This window comes from Klebsiella sp. JN_Kp127 (assembly GCF_040062505.1).
In the GTDB taxonomy this organism is placed as follows: Bacteria; Pseudomonadota; Gammaproteobacteria; order Enterobacterales; family Enterobacteriaceae; genus Klebsiella; species Klebsiella quasipneumoniae.
The window spans coordinates 1-23,716 of record NZ_JBEAHS010000012.1 but is presented as its reverse complement, the minus strand read 5'-3'; the positions used below and the strand labels follow the sequence as shown (position 1 = coordinate 23,716).

Annotated in this window: 24 protein-coding genes; 8 read left to right on the top strand and 16 right to left on the bottom strand. The window is 55.3% G+C overall.

Annotation, left to right across the window (positions count from 1 at the left end; all coding sequences use genetic code 11):
* Positions 1-34: 34 nt before the first annotated feature.
* The 5 genes from ABLV04_RS07100 to ABLV04_RS07080 form a co-directional block, all read right to left on the bottom strand.
* Positions 35-385 (bottom strand): hypothetical protein, encoded by a 351-nt coding sequence (locus ABLV04_RS07100; RefSeq protein WP_023291697.1) that lies wholly within the window; start codon positions 383-385, stop codon positions 35-37.
* A 331-nt stretch (positions 386-716) separates the two neighbouring features.
* Positions 717-1,733, bottom strand: coding sequence for a fimbrial protein (locus ABLV04_RS07095; protein WP_080901616.1), 1,017 nt, complete (start codon positions 1,731-1,733; stop codon positions 717-719).
* 22 nt (positions 1,734-1,755) lie between these two features.
* The gene (locus tag ABLV04_RS07090) at positions 1,756-4,299 is read right to left on the bottom strand and encodes a fimbria/pilus outer membrane usher protein (protein WP_180266226.1); all 2,544 of its coding nucleotides are present in this window, start codon (positions 4,297-4,299) and stop codon (positions 1,756-1,758) included.
* 35 nt (positions 4,300-4,334) lie between these two features.
* Positions 4,335-5,021 carry a molecular chaperone gene (locus ABLV04_RS07085; protein ID WP_004206417.1) on the bottom strand — a complete coding sequence of 229 codons (687 nt, stop codon included), beginning with the start codon at positions 5,019-5,021 and terminating at the stop codon, positions 4,335-4,337.
* A gap of 58 nt (positions 5,022-5,079) precedes the next feature.
* Positions 5,080-5,640: a fimbrial protein gene (locus ABLV04_RS07080; protein ID WP_004206418.1), complete on the bottom strand. Its 561-nt coding sequence runs from the start codon at positions 5,638-5,640 to the stop codon at positions 5,080-5,082.
* Positions 5,641-6,117: 477 nt separating this feature from the next.
* Here ABLV04_RS07080 and ABLV04_RS07075 point away from each other — a divergent pair, with 477 nt between their 5' ends.
* A complete protein-coding gene (locus tag ABLV04_RS07075) occupies positions 6,118-6,762 on the top strand; it encodes a winged helix-turn-helix domain-containing protein (RefSeq protein ID WP_044525214.1) in 645 nt (214 codons plus the stop codon).
* A gap of 129 nt (positions 6,763-6,891) precedes the next feature.
* Here the strand turns inward: ABLV04_RS07075 and epmB are convergent, their stop codons facing one another.
* The gene (gene epmB, locus ABLV04_RS07070; protein ID WP_180266225.1) at positions 6,892-7,920 is read right to left on the bottom strand and encodes an EF-P beta-lysylation protein EpmB; all 1,029 of its coding nucleotides are present in this window, start codon (positions 7,918-7,920) and stop codon (positions 6,892-6,894) included.
* Between the two features lie 41 nt (positions 7,921-7,961).
* Here epmB and efp point away from each other — a divergent pair, with 41 nt between their 5' ends.
* From efp to sugE, 4 genes are all read left to right on the top strand, one after another.
* On the top strand, positions 7,962-8,528 hold the full coding sequence (efp, locus tag ABLV04_RS07065; protein ID WP_004206421.1) for an elongation factor P: 567 nt from the start codon (positions 7,962-7,964) through the stop codon (positions 8,526-8,528).
* A 73-nt stretch (positions 8,529-8,601) separates the two neighbouring features.
* Complete coding sequence (locus tag ABLV04_RS07060; protein ID WP_004206422.1) at positions 8,602-8,733, top strand: entericidin A/B family lipoprotein; 132 nt, start codon at positions 8,602-8,604, stop codon at positions 8,731-8,733.
* A gap of 157 nt (positions 8,734-8,890) precedes the next feature.
* Positions 8,891-9,037 carry a lipoprotein toxin entericidin B gene (gene ecnB, locus ABLV04_RS07055; RefSeq protein ID WP_004206423.1) on the top strand — a complete coding sequence of 49 codons (147 nt, stop codon included), beginning with the start codon at positions 8,891-8,893 and terminating at the stop codon, positions 9,035-9,037.
* A 143-nt stretch (positions 9,038-9,180) separates the two neighbouring features.
* A complete protein-coding gene (gene sugE / locus ABLV04_RS07050) occupies positions 9,181-9,498 on the top strand; it encodes a quaternary ammonium compound efflux SMR transporter SugE (RefSeq protein WP_004206425.1) in 318 nt (105 codons plus the stop codon).
* On the opposite strand, the gene ABLV04_RS07045 is transcribed toward sugE, so the two are convergent.
* From ABLV04_RS07045 to frdA, 5 genes are all read right to left on the bottom strand, one after another.
* Positions 9,495-10,028 (bottom strand): lipocalin family protein, encoded by a 534-nt coding sequence (locus tag ABLV04_RS07045; RefSeq protein WP_049013722.1) that lies wholly within the window; start codon positions 10,026-10,028, stop codon positions 9,495-9,497. The two genes, sugE and ABLV04_RS07045, sit on opposite strands and share 4 nt — an antisense overlap.
* A 113-nt stretch (positions 10,029-10,141) precedes the next feature.
* A complete protein-coding gene (frdD, locus tag ABLV04_RS07040) occupies positions 10,142-10,501 on the bottom strand; it encodes a fumarate reductase subunit FrdD (protein WP_002885526.1) in 360 nt (119 codons plus the stop codon).
* A gap of 10 nt (positions 10,502-10,511) precedes the next feature.
* Entirely contained in the window at positions 10,512-10,907 is a 396-nt protein-coding gene (gene frdC, locus ABLV04_RS07035) for a fumarate reductase subunit FrdC (protein ID WP_002885530.1), read from the bottom strand.
* Positions 10,908-10,917: 10 nt separating this feature from the next.
* Complete coding sequence (frdB, locus tag ABLV04_RS07030; RefSeq protein WP_004177729.1) at positions 10,918-11,652, bottom strand: fumarate reductase iron-sulfur protein; 735 nt, start codon at positions 11,650-11,652, stop codon at positions 10,918-10,920.
* Positions 11,645-13,435: a fumarate reductase (quinol) flavoprotein subunit gene (gene frdA / locus ABLV04_RS07025; RefSeq protein WP_180266224.1), complete on the bottom strand. Its 1,791-nt coding sequence runs from the start codon at positions 13,433-13,435 to the stop codon at positions 11,645-11,647. Before frdA ends, frdB begins: the two co-directional genes overlap by 8 nt.
* Positions 13,436-13,709: 274 nt before the next feature.
* Here frdA and epmA point away from each other — a divergent pair, with 274 nt between their 5' ends.
* Together epmA and yjeM are read left to right on the top strand one after the other, a co-directional pair.
* Positions 13,710-14,687 carry an elongation factor P--(R)-beta-lysine ligase gene (gene epmA / locus ABLV04_RS07020; RefSeq protein WP_004206428.1) on the top strand — a complete coding sequence of 326 codons (978 nt, stop codon included), beginning with the start codon at positions 13,710-13,712 and terminating at the stop codon, positions 14,685-14,687.
* A gap of 187 nt (positions 14,688-14,874) precedes the next feature.
* The gene (gene yjeM, locus ABLV04_RS07015; protein WP_048336483.1) at positions 14,875-16,377 is read left to right on the top strand and encodes a glutamate/gamma-aminobutyrate family transporter YjeM; all 1,503 of its coding nucleotides are present in this window, start codon (positions 14,875-14,877) and stop codon (positions 16,375-16,377) included.
* A gap of 37 nt (positions 16,378-16,414) precedes the next feature.
* Here the strand turns inward: yjeM and mscM are convergent, their stop codons facing one another.
* The 3 genes from mscM to rsgA all read right to left on the bottom strand — a co-directional run bounded on the left by mscM (position 16,415) and on the right by rsgA (position 21,952).
* A complete protein-coding gene (gene mscM, locus ABLV04_RS07010) occupies positions 16,415-19,744 on the bottom strand; it encodes a miniconductance mechanosensitive channel MscM (RefSeq protein WP_017900929.1) in 3,330 nt (1,109 codons plus the stop codon).
* Between the two features lie 23 nt (positions 19,745-19,767).
* Positions 19,768-20,730, bottom strand: a complete 963-nt coding sequence (gene asd / locus ABLV04_RS07005) for an archaetidylserine decarboxylase (protein ID WP_004206431.1) — start codon at positions 20,728-20,730, stop codon at positions 19,768-19,770.
* Between the two features lie 160 nt (positions 20,731-20,890).
* Entirely contained in the window at positions 20,891-21,952 is a 1,062-nt protein-coding gene (gene rsgA, locus ABLV04_RS07000; protein WP_023291707.1) for a small ribosomal subunit biogenesis GTPase RsgA, read from the bottom strand.
* A 94-nt stretch (positions 21,953-22,046) separates the two neighbouring features.
* Between rsgA and orn the strand changes: the two genes are divergently transcribed.
* Positions 22,047-22,592 carry an oligoribonuclease gene (orn, locus tag ABLV04_RS06995; RefSeq protein ID WP_004206435.1) on the top strand — a complete coding sequence of 182 codons (546 nt, stop codon included), beginning with the start codon at positions 22,047-22,049 and terminating at the stop codon, positions 22,590-22,592.
* Positions 22,593-22,635: 43 nt separating this feature from the next.
* Here orn and ABLV04_RS06990 read toward each other — a convergent pair whose 3' ends face one another.
* Entirely contained in the window at positions 22,636-23,367 is a 732-nt protein-coding gene (locus ABLV04_RS06990; protein ID WP_048296467.1) for a transporter substrate-binding domain-containing protein, read from the bottom strand.
* A 162-nt stretch (positions 23,368-23,529) separates the two neighbouring features.
* Positions 23,530-23,716, bottom strand: a 187-nt coding sequence (locus tag ABLV04_RS06985) for a hypothetical protein (RefSeq protein ID WP_205416085.1), incomplete at its 5' end; no start/stop codon positions are given.

Sequence of the window (23,716 nt, the reverse complement as noted above, 5' to 3'; positions counted from 1 at the left end):
CAACAAAACGTTGAGCAACCAGCTGAGGCGTAAATTAATTGCTCCAGAAGTTTAATGTGCCATCATAAACGGCATCCATTACACCTGTTGCATAATCCAGAGTCATATCCCAGCCAACGATACCCGCAGCAATACCAAAGCAGACGCCACCAGCTACTAAGCCAAACAACATACCTACACCCTGACCGATTGCGCCAAAGCCGAGAAGACCACCACCAGCCCCGCCCCAACGTCCAGCGAAAGCTGTCCCAAAAATCGCCCCCAGAGAGGCGCCCAGAGCGACGGCGCCTGCTTCTTTAGCAGCCCAGGTCATAATATCGGTAAGAGTATCAGTCAGCGCGCCGCCAGAAATCTCTTCCATTTCAAATACAGTTAATTGATGCATGATTAGTCCTTTAACTAAAATTAAAATTATATGTTCAATCCAGACCAGAAGTTGGTCCGCAGAGAAGATAGTCGTTGCTGTAGTATGAATCAACTCAACTTAATGTGAATTGTTGATGAAATTTCAGATTCATTCTTAATCTAATCTAATTATTTTACAGATTCATAAAGTAATATTAATTTTAGCAAGTTAAATTAAGCTGTTATTATGGATGTGATTCAAATTGTAGTGCGTTACTTTCATACGTACATATCATAATGCTTTTGATTATGTATGGGCAAATAAAAAAGGTGGATATCATTATCCACCTTTTATGAGATTATGGTTCTCTTTATTCCTCCTGAACTACTACCTCTAGTATCGCTTTTACATGCCCGGCCGAGACTTCAGCGCTGTTGTCGCTCATTCGGTAATAATCGGCGGTAAAGTTAATTTTTTGTGATGCTTGAGCGCTGGCAAAACTGTATGTCTCTGCGTCATAAAATATAACGGGACTATTGTCTTTTTTGAAGATAATGCCAACGTTGCTTGCTGCTCCGCCTCCTGTTAGCAGATTATCGATGATGCCATCCCCCGCAGGACTGGTGCCGCTAACTGGGTTAAACCAATAGTAAAGTTTATTACCAATTGAACCCGCTGGGCATGAAACGTCCATTGTGATAGTTTTCTGTGATGGGGTTGTGCCACCCCGAGGGATTGACATTAATGTGTTTTTTTCAATTGTATTTAAGGTGATTTGGCTCGGTCCAGACACAGAAATATCACACGAGGTCGCCTTATAAGAAATACTCTTGAATTTCAGAGACGCAGTCATTAACAGACGATCTGCCGCCCTGGGGTTGGTGCTTAAGTTACCCGCTGAGAATTTAAATACTGGATTGGTACTGACGCCGGATGTATCAATGACAGGTTTTGTTTTTATTAACCATACTGTCATAAATTTGTAGTCATCATTCGACTCTAAAATTGGCACAATCGTAGATTGTGCCACTGCGGGTTTAATTGAACCATGCTTGCTGTCCAGAATATCTGAAAACTGAAAACCAATACCATCAATCCCCGTTTCATAGACCGGTTTTCCCATTATACCCGTGACACCAGAGACCTCGGGTGCGGATGAGGTAATGATATACTGATCACCCATTATCTTGCTGCATTCAAAGGTTTTATAGTGTCCGGTACCAACTTTTTTGGTATACAAAACTGTACCTACGGGTATTGTTGGATCCGTTGCGATTTTAGGACTTAAGTTAAATACTGCTTGCCCAGCGGAACCATCATAATCGCATTTGGCAGCTGCTTCACAACAACATAATAATATAGATAGAAAAATCAGTGTTTTTCTCATTCTTTATTGTCCTTGGTCAATATTAGCGACAAATTGTTTCGATTTGACTGATGCCAGCCGCTTTGCCTTCCCTGGCCGGTAAAGTAAAGGAAGCATTGCACTGCTGCGCCGCGCTTTTGCCCCATTGCACGTTAAGTATTCCGGTTTGCTGCAGGCCGGACATATAGACCATCCCGGCGTCGCTGACGATGCCTGGCTGTGCCTGGCTGCTCCCGGCGAGTAACACCATCGCACCATAAGGTACGTCCTGGCCGCTGGCCGTTTTCAGATGGACAAATGCGCGCTGGCCGATATTACCGGCATAATTGGCCCGTACGATGGCGCCGCGTGTCGGAACGACGCTCTGCGTGGTTTCCGGAAGCTCCATATCTTCGCCAAGCGAAGTACTATCGAGGGTGATATCGGTGCGACGATAAGGCGTGACATAAGGTACGATGGCGTAACCACGATAGTCGGTGGTGATGGTGTTATCGTTGGCCAGCTTGACGTTATCCAAACCTGGGGCCTTAACCAGTACGGCGGCATCGGTGATGTCCTGACCAAGCGTGACCCCATCGGCATGAGCGAGAATGCTGCCGTTGGCGCCATAGTCTATACGCTCGCTACCGCGATCGTAGCTGTAACCGGCATTGACGCTGCCGCGAGCACCGTTATAGGTTGCGCGCATATCGCCGCTGTAGTATTCCCGGTTGCTGTATCCTTGCTGCAGGCTCCACTCCAGGCTGTCGTTATCCAGCGCGTTACCACCGATGGAGACCGACTGATCGGTAGACCCCGGATTACTGTTGGTTAACTGATAACTGGTATAGGTGCCCGGTAACCAGTTGCTCAGCGGCAGCGTGACGGTCAGCGAGATACGCTGATCGTCCTGGGCGTCTTTCCCGGAGTTATTCCCGCTCCAGGTATAGCGGTTATAGCTGTACCCGAGGTAATAGTTTACATTGCGGAAGCCACCGTTGTACCCCACGCTGATCGACTTGTTGGTGCGCTTATCGTCCCAGTAATCTTCAATCAATCCACTGATAGACAGACTGCCGAGGCCTTTACCCAGGCTTTGATTCAGCGTCAGATTGGTGCGGTTGCGCAGCGAGCGAGGAGTATACTTGCCGTCATTAGAATAGCTATCTAACACTTCAGAGAGGGTATTAAATCCGCGGGTGGAATAGCGGTAGCCAGCGATAGTCACGTTTGTACCGGTTTCGATAATATTTTTCCCGTAACGGACACGCCATGACTGCCCAGAGGTCTTTTCGTCGTCTTTCATTTTTGACCAGGCCTGAGTGACGTCTGCCGAGGCGGCGCCAAGCTCGCCGAGGTTATAGCCGAGGCCTGTTGACAGCGCCTGATAGCGCGATGCGGCCTGCACCCCGCCATAAAGCGTCAGGCTGCTGGAGACACCGTAGGTCGCGGTAGCTTGCGTAAAGGGCGTTTCATCGACTCCGCCGTCGTAAGGACGATATTTACCAGACGTAATTTCATATTCCAGCTGATCTTCACGGACCATCACCGGCAGCGTAGCGAACGGTACGACGAACTCCTGCTTAGAACCGTCGGACTCTTCCACGGTGACGTAAAGGTCGCCGCTACCGCCGCTCGGGTACATATCGGTGATTTCAAACGCGCCAGGCGCCACGTAGGTCTGGTATACCTGGTAGCCGTTTTGTTTAATGAAGACACGGGCGTTGGTTTTGGCGATACCACGGATAATCGGCGCATAGCCGCGCATACTTTCCGGCAACATTGATGTATCGGTGGCCAGTTGAATACCGGTAAACGGTACACTGTCAAAGATGCCTGAGAGTGACGAGCTCTCACCCATCACCAGGTTACTGTTGATGGGACGAATGCTGCGCTGCATGTAGAGATAGGCTGAGTCCCAATCACCCGCATCGCCGTTGTTTTTATTCCAGGTGCTGAGGTTACGGATACGCCATGGGCCAACGTTGAGGCCAGACTGCAGGTTCAGGCTGTAGTATTCGTCATTGGCCTGCATGTCGTTTGAGCCGCTGAACTGATAGTTCACCAGCAGGGCGTTGATGCCGTCATCAAACTGATCCGGTGGAATATATCCCTGCGCGGTGGTAGATAGTGCCGCCTGCGGAATGGATATATTCAAGCGCTGGACGGTAAAGTCGAAATCCGCTTTGGTATCCGGGATGACTGAAAGATTGGCGCAGCCGTTTTTATCCTCGACCAGTTCGGGAAAGGCTTTAACCCGTACGCCATACTCTGCCAATGTTTTCAGGCTCAAACAGGGCACCAGGGCGGGCTCTCGATTATTCCCAGTGGCACGGCTATTCGCAACAAACTTCATTGTCCTGGTATCCAGATAGCGACCATTAAACATGATATCTACCCGATAATCCCCTGGCGCCTGTGCGTTCTGCGTCTGGAAAATAGATAAGTCGGGAGTGGTTGATGGATCGCTACCATTCAATGAGCTAATGAATGAGGGATCGAAAAAGTCACGTGCTTGCGCTTTATTATTCAAACCAGAAAGCAATGCCGGAAGCATTGCGAGGAAGACCGCGGATAGTTTGAATAATCCATTATTCTTATTTGGCATAGACACATCCCTATAATGATAAAATAAAATTCTTATTACAGCGATGAGGAATAGAGCGATCCTGCTCCGCCATAATCATTAACTACTTTCCAGTTGACGCTGGAGGCATTGATATTTTCTTTTAATGTCACTTCTTTGGTCGTCATTGGAGCGACCGAGTTGACTTCCGGCTTCACTTCTTTGCTACCAATCTGAACACTATGGAAATAGAAGAAAAACGGTGTAGGATTTTTAATCGTCAGTTTTGTGCCTGATTTCCGCCATTCGAGTTTTTTGGCTTCAATGTTTGGAGAAAGGTCGAAAAGTGCTTTTGGACGATAGACCAGACGCATGCGGTGGCGGACCGCCAGTTGAATAGTATTGGCGTTGGCTTTCTCATCGTCCGCCGGCGGGATGGCCATCACGTTAAAATAGTATATGGATTCCCGGTCGTTCGGGGCATTGACGTTTCCGGTAGAAAATAGACGCACGGTATTCTGCTGCTTACCCTCAAGGCGGAATAACGGAGGTGTAGCCATAAAAGAGGGCGTTTTCCCTGCCGGCGCTTCAACCCAGGATTTAATCAGATAAGGGATGTCATCTTTATTTTCGATTTGCGCGGTGATTTCACGCGCACCTTCTTTATAGAGGTAACGGGTGGATTCAATCACAATACCAGCATGGGCAATACTACTGAGGAGTAATGCACAGGATGCGGTGATATTTAATAAGTTCCTGAACATGGTTTTTCTCTGAATGCGAAAAAGGGCCCGCTGTGAAGCGGAGCCCTTCGGGGAAAAATTAGAGGGTATAATCGATAGTAAAGGTCGCAACACCTTTAACCGGACCTTCGGTAACCGGAGTCGCGGAGTTCACTTTCACATAACCAGTGGTGTACTTCAGCTGAGTGCCGCCAGCTGCAGTGTAGCTTTCGGTCATGAGGTCAGAACCGTCGAAGCCTACGCGGTGTGCATCACGTACGCGCTGGATACCGATACCAATGCCGGTAGCGCCGCCAGGTGCGGTGTTGTCCAGGATGTTAGCGTTGCTGGAGGCACCGGTCACATTGACGGTTACAGCAGTAACCGGAGTGGCGCTACCCTGTGCGCAGTCTTTCACGTCAAAACCGAAGTCCTGAGTTTTAAACAGAGCACCAGCCGCTTCAGCATTCGCTTCGGTAGTGGTCACGGTCATCAGCTGAACGATACCGTTGTTCAGGGTACCCGTCGGAGTCACGACGCAAGAGTTAGCTGCATCAGAGACTTCACCCAGTACAGTTACCTGAGCGGTGTTGGTTGCCATTACCTGAGCACTCAGAACTGCAGAAGCAGCGACCATTACAGCTACGATTGTCTTTTTCATTTAATTAATCCATATATAGATACTTAGTCCTGTGTAGAATCGATAACAGTTATCATGGGAATGGAGTATACATTCCTATTGATATTGAAAATAAGCGCCAGCATTCCTTATATAGTGCTGAAACCTACCTTCCTGTTGAACGACGCTACAATATCACTTGCCATAGCGAACCATGGAGAAGCGGGGGTAATTTAAAAGTCTGGTGCAAAAAATGCTTGTGAATTCTTGATGAAGTACGCGTGAATTTAATAGTGACCTTTTCTAATGAGATGTTGAGTTAGGTTGAGATAAATTTAATCCGAAAATGTGGCTTTTAAACAAGATAACTATCGCTTGTCATTTTTTATGCGGTATCCTCAAAGCTGAAGTTCAATGTGAACTGACCCCGCTTCTGTCTGAAGCGATAATGTTCACGCCATGGTTTTGCTGGGATTATTTATTTTTGTTATGGATAATAGGGTTGCGTGGGGCAAGGATATGGATGATATTGCATTATTTAATGGCTGTATAATTAATCAGGAAATTATATTTAATGCCAATATGAATGAGCTGCGACCGCTTGCCGGGAATGGGGAGAGCATCAGCCTCAATGCGCCTACCGCCAGATGCTTGCTGCTGCTATTGCAGAATTGCGGCAAAGTGATTTCTCGGGATGAATTTCTGGCGGCTGTATGGGAAACACGGGGAGTGGTAGTTTCGCAAAATACATTTTATCAAAATATCTCTTTGTTGAGAAAATCGCTGCTCAAAGCGGGACTATCTGAGGATATCATTATCACCGTCAGACAAAAAGGCTTTAGCGTCGCCCCGGATACTTTAGTTATCCCGCTCTCGGATGAAGAGTGCGAGAATATGAATCGGGAAAGATTAACGCATTTTCACAGTAGTAAAACTGCTGATGTCATTTTCAATGATACGGGGAAAATTGACCATAAATTAAGTCTTCCACTACCAGTGAATTTAGCAATCCAGGAGAATGATAGGCGAGAAAATAGCGTGAAGGTGGCAGAGAAAGTATCGGAACGATTACATATAACCTTTAAAGTTCCCACCTGGTTAATCGCGCTGATTGTCGTAATGATAGTTATCAATGTTATCGTACTGATCGTGTTACATCGATAATACGCCGCCGCTGGGGTTTATATTGAGAAGGTAACGGTAAAGTGGATTGCCGAGTATGTTAGTCCCAACCTGACGGTGTATTCATATTAAGATGTCTGCCAGCACGACCTGGCAGACAAGGGAGGGGAGCTAACGCTGCTTCAGTCCTAAATCCAGCGGCGTCTTGCTGGGTTCGCCGCCGATCTCTCGCGCCAGCTTCGGCACCATATAGCCGGAGATGAGGGTCAACAGTTCACGCATGATTTCACGGGCTTCATCATCGCTGACCATAAAGTGTGCCGCCCCTTGTACCCGGTCCAGCACGTGCAGGTAGTAGGGCATTACCCCGGCATTGAACAGCGCATTGCTGAGATCGGCCAGGGTTTGCGCGTTATCGTTCACCCCGCGCAGCAGCACGCTCTGGTTAAGCAGCGTGACGCCCGCCTGACGCAGCATGGCCATCGCCGCGCGAAACTCGCCGTCAATTTCATTAGCGTGGTTGACGTGGTTAACCAGGATCACCTGCAGCGACGAACGGTGGAAGCGGCTGGCCAGCGTCTCGGTGATGCGCGCCGGGATCACGATTGGCAAGCGGCTGTGAATACGCAGACGCTTAACGTGCGGAATGGCTTCCAGCTGGGTCATTAGCCAGTCAAACTCATGGTCCTTCGCCATCAGCGGGTCGCCGCCGGAGAAGATGATTTCATCCAGCTGCGGATGCTCAGCGATATAGTTCATTGCCGTCTGCCAGTTGCGCCTGGTGCCCTGATTTTCGGCATAAGGGAAGTGGCGGCGGAAGCAGTAACGGCAATTGACCGCGCAACCGCCTTTCACCAACAGCAGGGCCCGGTTGCGATATTTGTGCAACAGGCCGGGCACGACGCTATGCTGTTCTTCCAGCGGATCGGTGGAGTAGCCGGGGGCGACGATAAACTCCTCTTCGGCGGTAAGTACCTGACGAAGCAGCGGATCGTCAGGGTTGCCTTTCTCCATTCGGGCAATAAACGCGCGCGGGACGCGCAGCGGGAACAGGCGTCTGGCCTCACGTCCGGCGAGCAGTTTTTCATCAGCGTCTACATTTAAAAGACGCAGCAGTTCATCAGGACTGGTCACAACATTGGCAAGTTGCGTTATCCAATCTTCTCTGGATGGGGTATTTAGGGTTACAATATGCGCCATTTTGTGGCTTAGCTACCAGTTAAACAATTTCAGAGGGCCTTATGGCGACTTACTATAGCAACGATTTTCGTGCTGGTCTTAAAATCATGTTAGATGGCGAACCTTATGCGGTAGAAGCCAGCGAATTCGTTAAACCAGGTAAAGGCCAGGCGTTTGCGCGCGTTAAGCTGCGCCGTCTGCTGACCGGCACCCGCGTTGAGAAAACCTTCAAATCTACTGATTCTGCAGAAGGCGCGGACGTTGTCGATATGAACCTGACTTACCTGTATAACGACGGTGAGTTCTGGCACTTCATGAACAACGAAACCTTCGAACAGCTGTCTGCTGACGCGAAAGCGATCGGTGACAATGCCAAATGGCTGCTGGATCAGGCTGAGTGCATTGTGACCCTGTGGAACGGCCAGCCGATCGCGGTCACCCCGCCGAACTTCGTTGAGCTGGAAATCGTTGAAACCGACCCAGGTCTGAAAGGCGACACCGCAGGTACCGGTGGTAAACCAGCGACCCTGTCTACTGGCGCTGTGGTTAAAGTGCCGCTGTTCGTCCAGATTGGCGAAGTAATCAAAGTGGATACTCGCTCTGGCGAATACGTATCCCGCGTGAAGTAATTTCACGTCATGATGACTGGCGCAGCCTCTGTGCTGCGCCGCTCTTTCTGTACTGGCACGACGAGCACGACACATGAAGCGCAGCGTAAAACTCCTGGCGTTACTGTTTCTGAGCAGCGCACTGCTGTCTGGCTGCAATACCGCCCGCGGTTTCGGTGAAGATATTCAGGGCCTGGGTCACGCCATCTCTCGCGCTGTAAGCTGACTTCCTTCCGTTTCGCCTGCCGCGATCGCCTTGCGGTGCGCCTGCTTCCTCCACGAATACTCCTTTTCTCTTAAAAAACGCAAAGATCCCTTCATCTGTGGACGGTTTGTCTATGCTTATAGGGCATGAAAACAAAACTGACACTAAGGATGACATTATGGTGAAAAAAACGATTGCAGCGTTCTTTACGGTTTTGGTCCTCTCTTCAGCACTGACCGCTTGTAACACCACGCGCGGTGTGGGTCAGGATATTTCAGAGGGCGGCAGCGCAATCTCTGGCGCAGCAACCAAAGCTCAGCAATAACAGCCTTCGACGGTACGGTTTTGCGCCGTACCGTTCTTCACTTCCCCCATCCTGTTGGATATACTCACTACGACTTTTCATCCACCTTACGGGACGACCCGTAAGCGTTTCTCATCCGGGGACGGCCCCAGCAAAGGAGCCTCATGTCCTGGATAGTCTTATTTATCGCTGGCCTGCTGGAAGTGGTGTGGGCCGTCGGCCTGAAATATACCCATGGCTTTAGCCGCCTGGTTCCCAGCGTCATCACCATCGTCGCGATGGTCGTCAGCATGGCGCTGCTTTCATGGGCGATGAAAACCCTGCCGGTGGGTACCGCTTACGCCGTCTGGACGGGGATCGGCGCCGTGGGCGCCGCTGTGACCGGTATCGTACTGTTAGGTGAATCCGCCAGCGCTATGCGTATCGCCAGTCTTGTCTGCATCGTGGTCGGCATCATTGGCCTGAAGATCAGCGCGCACTAGTTGTAGCGCTGATTGACCCAGACCAGTTTGCTGATATCAAAACCCTGCCGGGTGGCAATATCCAGCATCTGCTGCCTGACTTCCGGGGCGATGGTGGGGGCTCGCGCCAGTAGCCAGAGATAGTCGCGGTCGGGGCCGCAGACCAGCGCGTACCGATACTCCTTATCCAGCGCAATGACGTTATAGCTGCCATAGAAGGGGCCGAAGAAGGAGATCTTCAGCGCGGCGCGGCTGGGTTCGCCGGTAAAATACGCCACCCCGTCCGTTTTCTGCCACATGTCGCGGTCGGGGTTATAGCCTTTATTGACCACGTCCAGACCGCCGTCATCGCGCGGCTGCCAGGCGATCGTGACCTTTTCAAGCCCGCTTTCAAAAGGATGGTCGAAGCGGGCGATTTCGTACCAGGTACCCAGATAGCGCTGAACGTCGAAGGGGGTGACCACGGTGACGCCCGGCGGCGGGGCAGGGGGGCTGCAGGCGACAGACAGGAACGAGACGGCGACCGCGGTGATTATCGGCAGGATACGCATGGTATGCTCCTTGCTGGCTTTTAAGCTAAGTGTAGAGTCCGGCAGGGCAAAGGCGGCAAGATTTTTCTATGAAGCGAGCCCGGTAGCAGAATTGCTGCCGGGCTCTTGCGGGATCAGATAAACAGTACGCCAACGAGAGTAATGACGCTGAGGATCGCCGCCAGACCGTAGAAGACCCATTTGCCGTTTGGCACATGGATTTTCAGGTCGTGCATGGCGTGGTGAATACGATGCAGCCCACACCACAGCGGCAGGACAATCATCAGAAAGATGAACGCGCGGCCGATAAAGCTTTGGGCAAAGGCCAGCACGCGCTCATAGCTGAAGGCGTCGGCGGGGGCGAGCCCCAGCGGCAGCAAAATGCCCACCAGCAGCACCATCACCGGCGCGACAATCGCGCCCCACATGCCGCCAGCGCCAAACAGCCCCCAGAAAACGGGTTCATCGGAACGTTTCGGATTGGGATTAATCATCTCAGCCTCCTTACCAGAACAGGGCGACAAACAGGATCACCACGGTGACCACCGCCGTCACCACCCAGAGACCTTTAATCACCGGCTCTGGCCCCATTTTTTCGCCTTTGATGATGACGTTGGCGGCTTTCGGCGCCAGCTCGAACCAGGTTTTGGTGTGCAGCAGCGCCGCCGCCAGGGTGATCAGATTGAGGATCACCACCACTGGATTTTGCAGGAATCCGATATATCCCGCCCAGCTTTCGGCGCCGTGCTTGAGGGCAAACAGCCCGTAAATCAGCACAATGCTAAACCAGACCGTCGGTACCGCCGTGCCTTCCCGCACCATGTAGAAGCGATAAAACGGCAGCTTTTTCCACCAAGTGGAGGTCATCGGCCGCACGTAGGGTTTGCGTTTCGTCGTCATAATGCACTCCTTAGCGTGGTTTCAGGGTGGCGATAAGAAAGTCTTTCGAACTTTCCACCTTGCCCTGCTGGATCGCGGCCGCCGGGTCGACGTGCTTCGGACACACTTCCGAGCAGTAGCCCACGAAAGTACAGGTCCAGACGCCGTTCTGGCCGTTAAGCTGCGCCATGCGTTCCTTTTTGCCGTGGTCGCGGCTGTCTTCGTTATAGCGGTGGGCGAGGGTGATCGCCGCCGGGCCGATAAACTCCGGATTCAGGCCGAACTGCGGACAGGCGGCATAGCACAGTCCGCAGTTGATACAGCCGGAGAACTGATGGTATTTGGCCATCTGGGCCGGCGTCTGCTTGTTAGGTCCCTGGTCTGGGGTGCGGTTATTGCCGATGATATACGGCTTAATGGCCTCCAGACTTTCGATAAAGTGGGTCATATCCACCACCAGATCGCGCTCGATCGGGAAGTTGGCCAGCGCTTCAACCTTGATGCCTTTGGTGTAATCCCGCAGGAAGGTTTTACAGGCCAGCTTCGGTACCTTATTGACCATCATGCCGCAGGAGCCGCAGATCGCCATCCGGCAGGACCAGCGGTAGCTCAGGTCGGGCGCCAGGTTGTCTTTAATGTAGCCCAGCGCGTCCAGCAGCGAGGTCTGCTCATCGTAAGGCACGTCATAGAACGCGCTGTGCGGTGCCGTGTCGACCTCCGGGTTGTAACGCACCACTTCGACTTTCAGGTTTTTCATCTCAGCCATGGGTGGTCTCCTTCTTCTCAGCCGCTTCCGCCTCAGCGCCATAAACACGTTTCGCCGGCGGCAGCGTGGTGATCTTCACATCGCCATATTCCAGGCGGGTGGTGCCATCAGCCTCGCGGAAGGCGAGCGTATGTTTGAGGAAGTTGACGTCGTCGCGTTCGGTACAGCCTTCATCCAGACGCTGGTGCGCACCGCGCGATTCTTTACGGGCGATGGCCGAGTGCGCCATACATTCGGCAACGTTTAAACCGTGTCCCAGCTCAATGGTGTAAAGCAGATCGGTGTTGAATACGCTGGAGTTGTCGGTAATGCGCACGCGCTTAAAGCGCTCCTGCAGCTCAGCCAGCTTGTCGATAGTTTTCTGCATCAGCTCTGGCGTCCGGTAGATGCCGCAGCCTTCCTCCATCGAGAGCCCCATTTCGTCGCGGATTTTCGCCCAGTTTTCGTTACCCTCCTGGTTGACGAGATCTTTCAGACGACGCTCCACATCGGCAGCCTGCGCATCGAGGGCGGAGCCGTTCGTCTCGCCCGCTTGCGCGGCGCGCTGCATGGCCTGTTCCCCGGCCAGGCGGCCGAAGACCACCAGCTCGGCCAGCGAGTTGGAGCCCAGGCGGTTGGCGCCGTGCAGACCAACGGACGAGCATTCGCCCACGGCAAACAGCCCTTTGATGCGGGTTTCGCACTGTTGATCGGTTTCGATGCCGCCCATGGTGTAGTGCGCGGTCGGGCGTACCGGAATCGGTTCTTTCACCGGGTCGACGCCGACGTAGGCTTTCGCCAGCTCACAGATAAACGGCAGGCGCTCCAGCAGCTTTTTCTCGCCGAGGTGGCGCAGATCGAGGTAGACCACGTCGCCGCGCGGCGTGGGAATGGTGTTCCCTTTCCGCCATTCGTGCCAGAAGGCCTGGGACACTTTGTCGCGTGGGCCCAGCTCCATATATTTGTTCTTCGGTTCGCCGAGCGGGGTTTCCGGGCCCATGCCGTAATCCTGCAGATAGCGATAGCCGTTTTTGTTGACCAGAATCCCGCCTTCACCGCGGCAGCCTTCGGTCATCAGGATCCCGGAGCCCGGCAGGCCGGTCGGGTGATACTGCACGAATTCCATATCGCGCAGCGGCACGCCGTGGCCCAGCGCCATCCCCATCCCGTCACCGGTAACGATGCCGCCGTTGGTGTTGTAGCGATAGACGCGTCCGGCGCCGCCGGTGGCCAGCACCACCGCGTTGGCGCGGATCTGCACCAGCGTGCCTTCCATCATATTCATCGCCACCAGGCCGCGGGCCTGGCCGTCATCGACCAGCAGATCAAGGACGAAATGTTCATCAAAGCGTTGAATTTGGGGAAACTGAAGGGAGGTCTGGAAGAGGGTATGCAGCATGTGGAAGCCGGTTTTATCGGCGGCAAACCAGGTACGTTCGATCTTCATGCCACCGAAGCGCCGGACGTTAACGCTGCCGTCAGGGCGGCGGCTCCACGGGCATCCCCACTGTTCCAGCTGGGTCATTTCCGTCGGGCAGTGGTGAACGAAATAGTCGACGACATCCTGCTCGCACAGCCAGTCGCCTCCGGCGACGGTGTCGTGAAAATGGTACTCAAAGCTATCGTGATCCTGGGCAACGGCTGCGGACCCCCCTTCTGCAGCGACCGTATGGCTGCGCATCGGATAGACTTTAGAAATCAGGGCGATTGTGGCATTGGGGTTGGCCTGGGCGGCGGCGATAGCGGCGCGAAGGCCTGCCCCGCCGGCGCCAATTACGGCGAGATCGGCTTGAAAAGTGTGCACGACATTCCTCCAGTTTTAGTGTATTTCGCCGCCGGGCTGGCGAAAAAGTATCACTGCTCCTTTATAGGTACAGGAGTATAGCCGTAGGGTCAGTATGGAAAATTGACGTGTTCGATTTTTTTATCGATATGTGCGGTTATTTATCAGTGATATTTATGCATTTAGGTTAACGATAGATTAATGGCATGTAATCTGCCGGGGATTGCACAAAATTTGTTTCACTCGCCGGTTGCGAGTAGACTTCGTGCCCTTGTTTGCAATCGGAGAAAGTACCATGAGCGAGACGGCAACCTGGCAGCCGAGCGCACCCATTCCCAATCTGTTGAAACGCGCGGCGGTGATGGCGGAAATCCGCCGGTTCTTTACCGATCGCGGCGTGCTGGAGGTGGAGACGCCTTGCATGAGTCAGGCGACGGTAACGGATATCCATTTGTTCCCGTTTGAAACCCGTTTCGTCGGCCCGGGCCACTCACAGGGACTCAATCTGTACCTGATGACCAGTCCGGAATACCATATGAAGCGCCTGCTGGCGGCGGGCTGCGGCCCGGTTTTCCAGCTGTGCCGCAGCTTCCGTAATGAAGAGATGGGGCGGCATCACAATCCGGAATTCACCATGCTGGAGTGGTATCGTCCGTGCTATGACATGTATCGTCTGATCAACGAGGTGGACGATCTGCTGCAGCAGGTGCTGGAGTGCCAGCCGGCGGAAAGCCTCTCCTATCAGCAGGCGTTCCAGCGTCATCTGGATATTGACCCGCTCTCTGCCGATAAAGCGCAGCTGCGCGAAGTCGCGGCGAAGCTGGATCTGAGCAATATCGCCGATACTGAAGAAGATCGCGACACGCTGCTGCAACTGCTGTTCACCATGGGCGTGGAGCCGCACATCGGCAAAGATCGGCCGACGTTCATTTATCATTTCCCGGCGACTCAGGCCTCTTTAGCGCAGATCAGCCCGGAAGATCATCGGGTCGCTGAGCGCTTCGAGGTCTATTACAAAGGAATTGAGCTGGCGAATGGTTTCCACGAGCTGACCGACGCCCATGAGCAGCGCCTGCGCTTTGAGCAGGACAACCGCAAGCGGGCCGCGCGCGGCCTCCCGCAGCAGCCCATCGATAACAACCTGCTGGCGGCGCTGGAGGCAGGTCTGCCGGACTGCTCCGGCGTGGCATTGGGCGTTGATCGCGTGGTGATGCTGGCGCTGGGCGCTGAAAGCATCGGCGAAGTGATCGCCTTTACGGTCGACCGCGCCTGATGGCGCTGTCACCTCCCGCCGCCTGCGGGCGAGGGAGGTGACAGGCCTCTCCTGACCTATCCCTCGCACGGTATCCCGGCATTCGCCCGAATACCCACAATCTCTCTCCGTGCTTTTGCTACTATCCGCGCTCTTTTTATGAGACCAGGCGTTGCCCGTCGGGCGATGCTCACGTTTGGATAGGTTTATGCATCAACAACTCAAGAAGATGAGCCTGATTGGGCTGATTCTGATGATCTTCACCTCGGTGTTTGGCTTTGCCAACAGCCCGTCGGCGTTTTATCTGATGGGCTACAGCGCTATGCCGTTTTATCTTTTTTCCGCACTCTTTTTCTTCATTCCGTTTGCGCTGATGATGGCGGAGATGGGCTCAGCCTTTCGTCGGGAAGAGGGCGGCATTTACTCCTGGATGAACCACAGCGTCGGGCCGCGCTTTGCGTTTATCGGCACCTTTATGTGGTTTGCGTCGTACATCGTCTGGATGGTGAGTACCGCGGCTAAGATCTGGGTGCCGCTATCTACCTTTTTGTTTGGCGCCGACAAAACCCAAAGCTGGGCGCTGGGTAGCCTGACCCCGACGCAGACGGTGGGCATTCTGGCGGCCTGCTGGATGGTCGTCGTGACCTTTATTGCCGTCAAAGGGATCAATAAAATCGCCAGGATCACCGCCGTCGGCGGTATTGCGGTGATGGGGCTTAATCTGGTGCTGCTGCTGGTGAGCGGGGCGATCCTGCTGCTCAACGGCGGCCATTTCGCCCAACCGTTAAACTTCGCCCTTTCGCCTAATCCGGGCTATCAGTCGGGTATGGCAATGCTGTCATTTGTGGTATTTGCCATCTTCGCCTATGGCGGAATTGAGGCAGTCGGCGGCTTAGTGGATAAAACCGATAAACCAGAAAAGAACTTTGCCAAAGGGATTATTATCGCGGCGATCGTGATCTCGGTTGGTTATTCGCTGGCGATTGTGCTGTGGGGCGTGAGCGCTAACTGGCAGCAGGTGCTCGGTGCGCGTTCAACCAACCTCGGCAACATCACCTATGTGCTGATGACCAGCCTCGGGAACACGCTCGGCCAGGCTCTGCACATGACGCCAGAGGCGGCAGCCCTGACCGGGATCTGGTTCGCCCGTATTACCGGGCTGTCGATGTTTCTCGCCTATACCGGCGCGTTTTTCACTCTCAGCTATTCGCCGCTGAAAGCGATTATCCAGGGCACGCCAAAAGCGCTCTGGCCATCGGTGATGACCCGTCTCAACGTTAATGGTATGCCCGCCGCGGCGATGTGGCTGCAGTGTTTGCTGGTCGGGGTGTTTATTGTCATGGTGTCGTTCGGTGGGGACAGCGCTTCCGCGTTTTATAACAAACTGACGCTGATGGCCAATGTCTCCATGACTTTGCCTTACCTGTTCCTGACCATCGCCTTCCCGTTCTTCAAGTCAAAAGCGCATCTCGATCGGCCGTTCGTGATTTTCAAAAACCGCCAGTCGACGCTGCTGGCGACCGGCGTGGTGCTACTGGTGGTGACCTTCGCCAATATCTTCACCATTATTCAGCCGGTCATCGACAGCGGGGACTGGAACAGCACGCTGTGGATGGTCGGTGGGCCGATCTTCTTCTCGCTGCTGGCGTTGGCCATTTACGAAAGCTACCGTCGGCGCCTGGCGTCCGGTGTGCTGGTAATGGAGAGCTAGAAAGCCTGCCCGGCGCCGCCGCCGGGCAGGGTATGGCCTACAGGCTGCCAGCCGTACGTCGGCTGGTTTTCCCGGCCGAGGTCATGGTTTTACTGCTTTGCCTGCCGTCGATACTTTCCAGCCGCATCTGGAACGGAGGGAACGGCATATCAATGCCATGCTCGCGGAAGCCCGCCAGGATCAGCTGATGCATCTCATGGCGTAGCGGCATGCGGTGCCCCATCTCGGCGGCAAAAATACGCAGCTCGAAAATCTGGATCCCCTGCTGCAGGTCGACGAGAAACGCCTCCGGCGCCGGGGTATCGATGACCAGCGAACAGCGATGCGCCGCGGCGATGAGGATCTTGGTCACCTCTTCGGTATCGGCGTCCACCGGAGCCGGCACCGTCAACACCACGCGGGTGACCGAGTCCGACAGCGACCAGTTGATAAACTGTTCGGTGATGAACGCCTTGTTCGGCACGATAATCTCCTTCCGGTCCCAGTCGCTGATGGTGGTGGCGCGGGTATTGATGCGGGTGACGCTGCCCGTCAGGTCGCGGATGGTGACCGTATCGCCGATGCGGATCGGCTTTTCAAACAGGATAATCAGGCCGGAGATAAAGTTAGCGAAGATCTCCTGCAGGCCAAACCCGAGACCCACACCCAGTGCGGCGACCAGCCACTGCAGCTTCGACCACTCAATGCCGATCATCGAGAAGCCCACCAGCCCACCGATCAGCATCAGCAAATACTTGGTGATGGTGGTGATGGCGTAGCCGGTGCCGGGCGTTAAATCGAGGTGCTGGAGGATCGCCAGCTCCAGCAGCGCCGGCAGGTTGCGCACCAGCTGAGTGGTGATGATCAGCACCAGAATGGCAATCAGCACTGCGCCAAGGGTGATGGGCTCGAGGCTTTCCACCCCCTGCACCGTCGAGGTGACGTCCCACAGCGAGATATTCTCGAGGAAGCCAAACGCCGAATGAATTTCCGACCACAGCACGATGACTGACAGCAGCGCGATCAGCATCAGCAGAGAGCGCACGAGACGCAGCGACTGGGTACTGATGGCATCGAGATCGACCTCGCTGACCTCCGTCTCCACCGACCCTTCCGGGCTGCTGACGTGAACAGGCTCATCTTCGCCGCGGGCGCGCTGGGCGAGAATTTCCGCGCGACGATGGCGGGCCCGGTCGAAGGCCAGTCGGCGCCGCTGGATCAGCATCCAGCGGCGGATAATGTGATAGACCACCAGCAGCAGGAACCAGATGGCGACGGAGGTTTCCAGACGCGCCAGCAGCGCCTGAGCGGTGGCGAGGTAGCCGACGGCGGCCGCCAGCATGGCCACCAGCGGGGCGCCAAGCATCAGGTTCCACAGCAGGCGGTTCACCATATTGTCGCCATTCCCCTCTTTATCCAGGTAGAGCGGGATGCCGGCATGCTTAAGGCTGAGGGTGACCACCGCCAGCGCGCCGCAGATCAGCAGGAAGCACAGGCGGCCCAGCGAGGCGGAGAACTCGCGGTCGTTAAGATTATCGAACATGATCAGCGCCATTATCAGCGGCACAATCAGTCCGATGCTCATCAGGTAGTAGCGCATCGCTTTCGCCACGCGGTTACGCGGCCAGCCGAAGTGGGCGATAAACAGCCCGTTTGGCCGGGCGAAGGTGGCGCAGATCATCACCACCCACAGCAGAGGCACCGTCGCGGTGACCCCATCGCCAATCGCCACCGCCAGCGGGAAGGGCCAGGCGGACTGCAGACCATAGCCGAGCGTCATCCACAGCACCGGCAGCGGCGAAGCTACCAGTATCGACCAGAAGACCGTGCGCAGCGTCAGCCAGAAGTGATCCTGGGTGACTTTCCCCACCCGAGCGCTGGAGCGCTCAAGGAAGCGGGTGAAATGGCGCCGGGAGCTGATGCTGAAGCCAACCAGCAGCAGGGCGGCAAACAGCGGTAGCAGGGTCTCTTTGCTGGTGAGCATCATCGCGCTGGCTTTACCCAGCTCGCTGATGGTATCCAGGGAGATCAGGCGCCGCAGATCCTGGACGATCTCCAGCGGCCAGGAGAAGCCGATGGGGCTGACGTCCGAAGTCCAGAACAGATAGCGGTGGGTGGCTTCGTTGATCTCCTTCAGCGCGTCTTCCAGCTGGCCGTTGGCGACCTTCAGCTTGGTGAGCTCCAGCATCAGGGTATCGCCGCCGCGCAGCAGCGAGTTCAGCAGCTCGTTCTGCGTGCGTAGCTGCGCCTGCAGGATCTTGTTCTGCTCGCTGGTCAGCGGTTCGCCGTCGGCCTGGCGGATCTGCCGCAGCTGCGGCTGCTTACTGAGTAAATCCTCAAAGCGCAGACGCTGCACGCGCAGCTGCGCCATCTCCGTATCCAGCTGCTGCGGGCGAGGGCGCTCCGGCAGCCGCGCCACCTGGGCGCGCAGGGCTTCGCCCAGCAGATTAGAGGAGCCCAGCCACTGCGACTGCTCGCGCAGGGTGTTTAACGCCTGGCGCACCTGCAGCGTTTGATTCGTCGCCTGCCGCTGCTGGGACGCCACCAGATCCATACGCTGCGCCTGCTGGTTCAGCGCCTGGGAGAGTTCGCGGTTGACTTTAAACTGGGCGGTGATGTCCGGCGGCAGGTTTTCACTGTTCTCCGCCAGCAGTTCGGTACTCTCCAGCGCTTTTTCCGCCTCCCGCTGGCGCTGGCTGTTCTGCAGATTACGCAGCGCCTGCAGATAGGCATCCAGCTGCTCGCTCTGCTTTTGCGCCAGTTCAGAACGGGCGCGCGACAGCTCCTGGCGGTTATTGGCGGAAAGCTGGGCGAGGTCGAGCTCATCCACCAGCGCCTTCAGGCGCGCCGATTCCGCCTGCAGGGCAAGATTTTGCGCCTGGGCGAGAGCATTGTTGCCGGTTTGCGTGCCGATGCGGCGCTCAACCTCATTGAGCTGACGCCGGGCGTCGGTTTGCTGCTGCGGCAGCTGGTTCAGGGAGTCGGCGATTTCACGCGCGCGATCCTGCTCCTGCTGCGCCTGACGGCTTGACTCCAGCAGCTGGCTGCTGACCTGGAGGATCTCCTGGTTCAGCGCATCGGCGGTCAGGCCGACTGGCACCTGGCGCGGCTCTTCGCTCAGATTGTTGAGCTGGGCACGCAGGCTTTGAAACAGTTTGGGGAAATTGTCGATAACGTCCTGATACTGACGGGCGCGCTCGAGAGACGATTTTCGCTCCTCAAGCGCGTTCAGGGCGGACTGCAGAACTTCAACGGTTTCAGGCTGGGCGGGCTTTGCCGCCTTCGCCTGTTCCAGTTCCTGGGTTATCTGTTTAGCATCCGGGGCTGTCGCAGCGTACGCCCCGAAACTGAGGCTCAAGGCCAACAGGAAAGTGTATATCAGGCGCACGGCATAACCCTTTTGCTGAAGAATTAACCTTGGTCTTGTTTATCGTCAACCAGCGGGCTGGCGCGATGTTCGGCGCGGATCTCTTCTTCCGGTAACGGCGCCGGTTCAGCGGCGGTGGTTGCTTCCACCGTTGTCGCCAGCGGTTGGCCGATTTTAGTCACGGACAGGCTTTGCAGCGTGTCGACCAGCTTCACCTGGCCCGGGGCAAACAGGTTGATCACGGTGGAGCCCAGTTTGAAGCGGCCCATCTCCTGGCCTTTCAGCAGGGCGACGGAGCCTTCGCTGTCGCCAGCGGGCCAGGTCCAGCGTTTAATAATGCCTTCGCGCGGCGGGGTTACGGTGCCGGACCACACGGTCTCGATGCTGCCGACGATAGTCGCGCCCACCAGAATTTGCGCCATCGGGCCAAACTCAGTATCAAACAGGCAGATGACGCGCTCGTTACGGGCGAACAGGTTCGGCACGTTCTGCGCCGTCAGATGGTTAACGGAGAACAGGTCGCCAGGAACGTAGATCATTTCGCGCAGGATACCGTTGCACGGCATGTGCACGCGGTGATAGTCGCGCGGCGACAGATAGGTGGTGGCGAAGCTGCCGTTACGGAACAGGTCGGCCATCTGGTAGTTGCCGGCCAGTAAGGCTTCCAGGCTGTAGTCGTGGCCTTTGGCCTGCAGAATTTTATCGTTCTCAATGGCACCAAGCTGGCTGATCACGCCGTCGGCCGGCATCACCAGTACGTTAGGATCGGTATTCAGCGGGCGAACGTCGTCGCGCAGCGGGCGCACAAAGAAATCGTTGAAGGTGCGATAGGCCGCGGTATCCGGCTTCTGCGCCTCTTTCATATCGACCTTGTAGTATTTCACGAACAGATCGATGACCAGCTTCGTCAGCCAACCTGCGCGTTTGCTCGCACCCCAGCCTGCGAGGCGGGTGAGCCACAGTTTAGGCAGAATGTATTGCAGTGAAAGTTTAAGATCGTTTAACAAAGTAGCCTCCAGGCCATGATATGTCGTTCCTGACCCCGCTTGCGGGCGGGGACCTGAAAAAAGGGGACGATTCTATACGTAAAACTCGCCAAATGGCATCCGCGTAAGCCGCGTCATCACCGCTGCCCGGCAGCGCCTGACGTGACGCTCAGCTTAATGGTCAGTCATCGGTCGAGGAAAAGTTTTTACGCGTTTTTACCTGTACCTGCGCCATGCTTTCCAGGATGCGGTGGTAGTTCTCGAAACGGCTTTCGGCGATCTTGCCGCTCTCTACCGCTTCGCGAAGCGCACAGCCAGGATCGGTATCGTGTTTACAGTCGCGATATTTGCAACGGCCTAAATAATCATGGAATTCGACAAAGCCGTTGGTGATTTGTTCCGCTTCCAGATGCCACAGGCCGAACTCACGTACCCCCGGTGAATCAATCACATCGCCGCCGTGCGGGAAGTGGTAGAGGCGCGCCGCGGTGGTGGTGTGCTGGCCTAAGCCGGAAACGTCCGAGACATCATTGGTGAGGATCTGATCCTCATTCAGCCCCAGCAGGGCGTTCAGCAGGCTTGATTTACCCACCCCGGACTGCCCGGCGAAGATGCTGATGCGGTCGGTCAGGGCTGCTTCCAGCGGCTTGAGGCCGTCCTGAGTACGGCTGGAGACCAGCAGTACGCGGTAACCGATGTTGCGGTAGATGTCCATTTGCTCATTGACGAAGCGCAGGCCATCGTCATCCAGCAGATCGATTTTGTTCAGGACGATTAACGGCTCGATATCCTGCGCCTCGCAGGCCACCAGATAGCGATCGATAATATTCAGTGACAGCTCAGGCAGGATCGCGGAAACCACCACGATCTGGTCGATATTGGCGGCGATAGGCTTCACGCCGTCGTAAAAATCCGGGCGCGTCAGGACGGAGGCGCGATCGTGAACCGCTTCGACGATCCCTTTGACGCTTACGCCGTCGGCGGCGTCTTTACCCGGCCGCCAGACCACGCGGTCGCCGGTGACCAGCGAACGGATCGTCCGGCGGATATTGCAGCGATGCACGCTGCCGTCAGCGGATTCGACGTCGGCATGCATGCCAAAGCGACTGATGACAATGCCTTCCGACGTGTCGCCAAACAGGTTGTCATCGTAGTCGGCCTTCTCCGCAGTGGTTTTCAGACGGCGCTGGTGGTTGGCTTTGACGCGGCGCTGCTGGCCTTTGGAGAGTTTATTTTTACTCAATCGAACTGGCTCCTGGTCGCCCTGATGGGGCAAAACCTCTATGATACACGCTATTTTAGATGAATATAGTCACGCAAGAAGGGTGGAAAATAGCATGAGTGCAAATGAAAACAACCTCATTTGGATCGATCTTGAGATGACAGGGCTGGATCCGGAGCGCGATCGCATTATTGAAATCGCCACCCTGGTGACCGATGCCAACCTGAACATTCTGGCCGAGGGGCCGACCATCGCGGTGCATCAATCGGATGCCCAGCTGGCGCTGATGGACGAGTGGAATGTGCGGACGCATACCGGCAGCGGGCTGGTGGATCGCGTGAAGGCCAGCGCCGTCAGCGAGCACGACGCCGAACTGGCGACCATTGAGTTTCTTAAGCAGTGGGTGCCGGCGGGCAAGTCGCCGATCTGCGGCAACAGCATCGGCCAGGATCGTCGCTTCCTGTTTAAGTACATGCCGCAACTGGAAGCCTATTTCCACTATCGCTATCTGGACGTTAGCACGCTGAAAGAGCTGGCGCGTCGCTGGAAGCCGGAAATTCTCGACGGCTTTAAAAAGCAGGGTACCCATCAGGCGATGGACGATATCCGCGAGTCAGTCGCCGAGCTGGCTTACTACCGCGAGCATTTCATTAAGCTGTAAACCGCGACCGGGCCCTGTGCGCGGCCCGGTACACCTTTCTGCGTTATTTAAACCACTTCTGCTGCATCTGCTGGAAGTCAGGCGTCGCCATGACCGCGGTCAGGGCATCGTTGATCGCATTCAGCAGCTCCGGATCGTCTTTGCGCACCGCAATTGCATACTGCTTACCGTAATAAGCCGGGTCGGTGGCCCGTTCATCCATGATGGCGTAGTCAGGGTTCTCCTGCTGCCAGGCGTCGAGGGTGGCGAAGTCGCCCATGACGCCGGTTATTTGCCCGGCCTTCAGCGCGGCCAGGGCGCTGGCGACGTCGTCGTAAGGAACAGCCTGTACGGCTTTCTGTTTATCACGCAGATAGTGTTGATGCAGTGTGCCTTTCACCACGCCGACTTTTTTGGCTTTCAGGTCGGCAAAGGTATGGGCGACATCTTTGTTGACGATCACCACCCCGGAGAGCGACTGGCGATAGGGACGGCTGAAGGCGACCTGCTTCTCACGCATCGGGATCACTTCCATGCCGGCAATCACCGCGTCAAATTTCTTGAAGCGTAAAGCCGGGATCAGCGTATCGAAACGCTGCGCCGTGAACTGGCACTGCGCCTGCATCTGCTGGCACAGGGCCTGGGCAAGATCGATATCGAAGCCGACAGGCTGATTTTTGCCGTTGGCGGTGACAAACGGCGGATTGGCCGTGCTGGTGCCAAAATGGAGCGTCTCGGCTGACGCGGTTCCGATGGCCAGCGTGCTCAGCAGCAGGACGGTGAGGACTTTTCTCATGCTAATTCCCTGTTTGGCGGCGTGGTGGCCTCGTTTTACGTCGCGCCACCGCTGTATGATGCGAGCGATTTTGCGTCATTCAGGCGGGCGGAAAAAGCGATTTTGCCCGAAATGACGCTTATTTATACAATTCAGCGGCGTAGGTGGCGAGAAAATATCCATTTAAACAAAAAACGCAAAAAAGTGATGAACAGGGGGTTGCAGGGGCATCGAATTCTCGTATAATGCGCCTCCCGTAACGACGCAGAAATGCAAATTACGACGCCATCGAAATATGGCAAAAAATGCAGTAACGCGGGAATAGCTCAGTTGGTAGAGCACGACCTTGCCAAGGTCGGGGTCGCGAGTT

Excerpts from the sequence above, each read along its gene's own strand:
- ABLV04_RS07060 (WP_004206422.1), top strand. The coding sequence starts at position 8,602 with ATGAAGCGCAGCGTAAAACTCCTGGCGTTACTGTTTCTGAGCAGCGCA.
- ABLV04_RS07075 (WP_044525214.1), top strand. The coding sequence starts at position 6,118 with ATGGATGATATTGCATTATTTAATGGCTGTATAATTAATCAGGAAATT.
- ABLV04_RS07100 (WP_023291697.1), bottom strand. The coding sequence starts at position 385 with ATGCATCAATTAACTGTATTTGAAATGGAAGAGATTTCTGGCGGCGCG.
- sugE (WP_004206425.1), top strand. The coding sequence starts at position 9,181 with ATGTCCTGGATAGTCTTATTTATCGCTGGCCTGCTGGAAGTGGTGTGG.
- frdB (WP_004177729.1), bottom strand. The coding sequence starts at position 11,652 with ATGGCTGAGATGAAAAACCTGAAAGTCGAAGTGGTGCGTTACAACCCG.
- frdC (WP_002885530.1), bottom strand. The coding sequence starts at position 10,907 with ATGACGACGAAACGCAAACCCTACGTGCGGCCGATGACCTCCACTTGG.
- epmB (WP_180266225.1), bottom strand. The coding sequence starts at position 7,920 with ATGGCGCATATTGTAACCCTAAATACCCCATCCAGAGAAGATTGGATA.
- ABLV04_RS07090 (WP_180266226.1), bottom strand. The coding sequence starts at position 4,299 with ATGCCAAATAAGAATAATGGATTATTCAAACTATCCGCGGTCTTCCTC.
- ABLV04_RS07080 (WP_004206418.1), bottom strand. The coding sequence starts at position 5,640 with ATGAAAAAGACAATCGTAGCTGTAATGGTCGCTGCTTCTGCAGTTCTG.
- epmA (WP_004206428.1), top strand. The coding sequence starts at position 13,710 with ATGAGCGAGACGGCAACCTGGCAGCCGAGCGCACCCATTCCCAATCTG.
- ABLV04_RS07095 (WP_080901616.1), bottom strand. The coding sequence starts at position 1,733 with ATGAGAAAAACACTGATTTTTCTATCTATATTATTATGTTGTTGTGAA.
- ABLV04_RS06990 (WP_048296467.1), bottom strand. The coding sequence starts at position 23,367 with ATGAGAAAAGTCCTCACCGTCCTGCTGCTGAGCACGCTGGCCATCGGA.
- ABLV04_RS07085 (WP_004206417.1), bottom strand. The coding sequence starts at position 5,021 with ATGTTCAGGAACTTATTAAATATCACCGCATCCTGTGCATTACTCCTC.
- ABLV04_RS07045 (WP_049013722.1), bottom strand. The coding sequence starts at position 10,028 with ATGCGTATCCTGCCGATAATCACCGCGGTCGCCGTCTCGTTCCTGTCT.
- frdD (WP_002885526.1), bottom strand. The coding sequence starts at position 10,501 with ATGATTAATCCCAATCCGAAACGTTCCGATGAACCCGTTTTCTGGGGG.
- efp (WP_004206421.1), top strand. The coding sequence starts at position 7,962 with ATGGCGACTTACTATAGCAACGATTTTCGTGCTGGTCTTAAAATCATG.
- ecnB (WP_004206423.1), top strand. The coding sequence starts at position 8,891 with ATGGTGAAAAAAACGATTGCAGCGTTCTTTACGGTTTTGGTCCTCTCT.
- yjeM (WP_048336483.1), top strand. The coding sequence starts at position 14,875 with ATGCATCAACAACTCAAGAAGATGAGCCTGATTGGGCTGATTCTGATG.
- orn (WP_004206435.1), top strand. The coding sequence starts at position 22,047 with ATGAGTGCAAATGAAAACAACCTCATTTGGATCGATCTTGAGATGACA.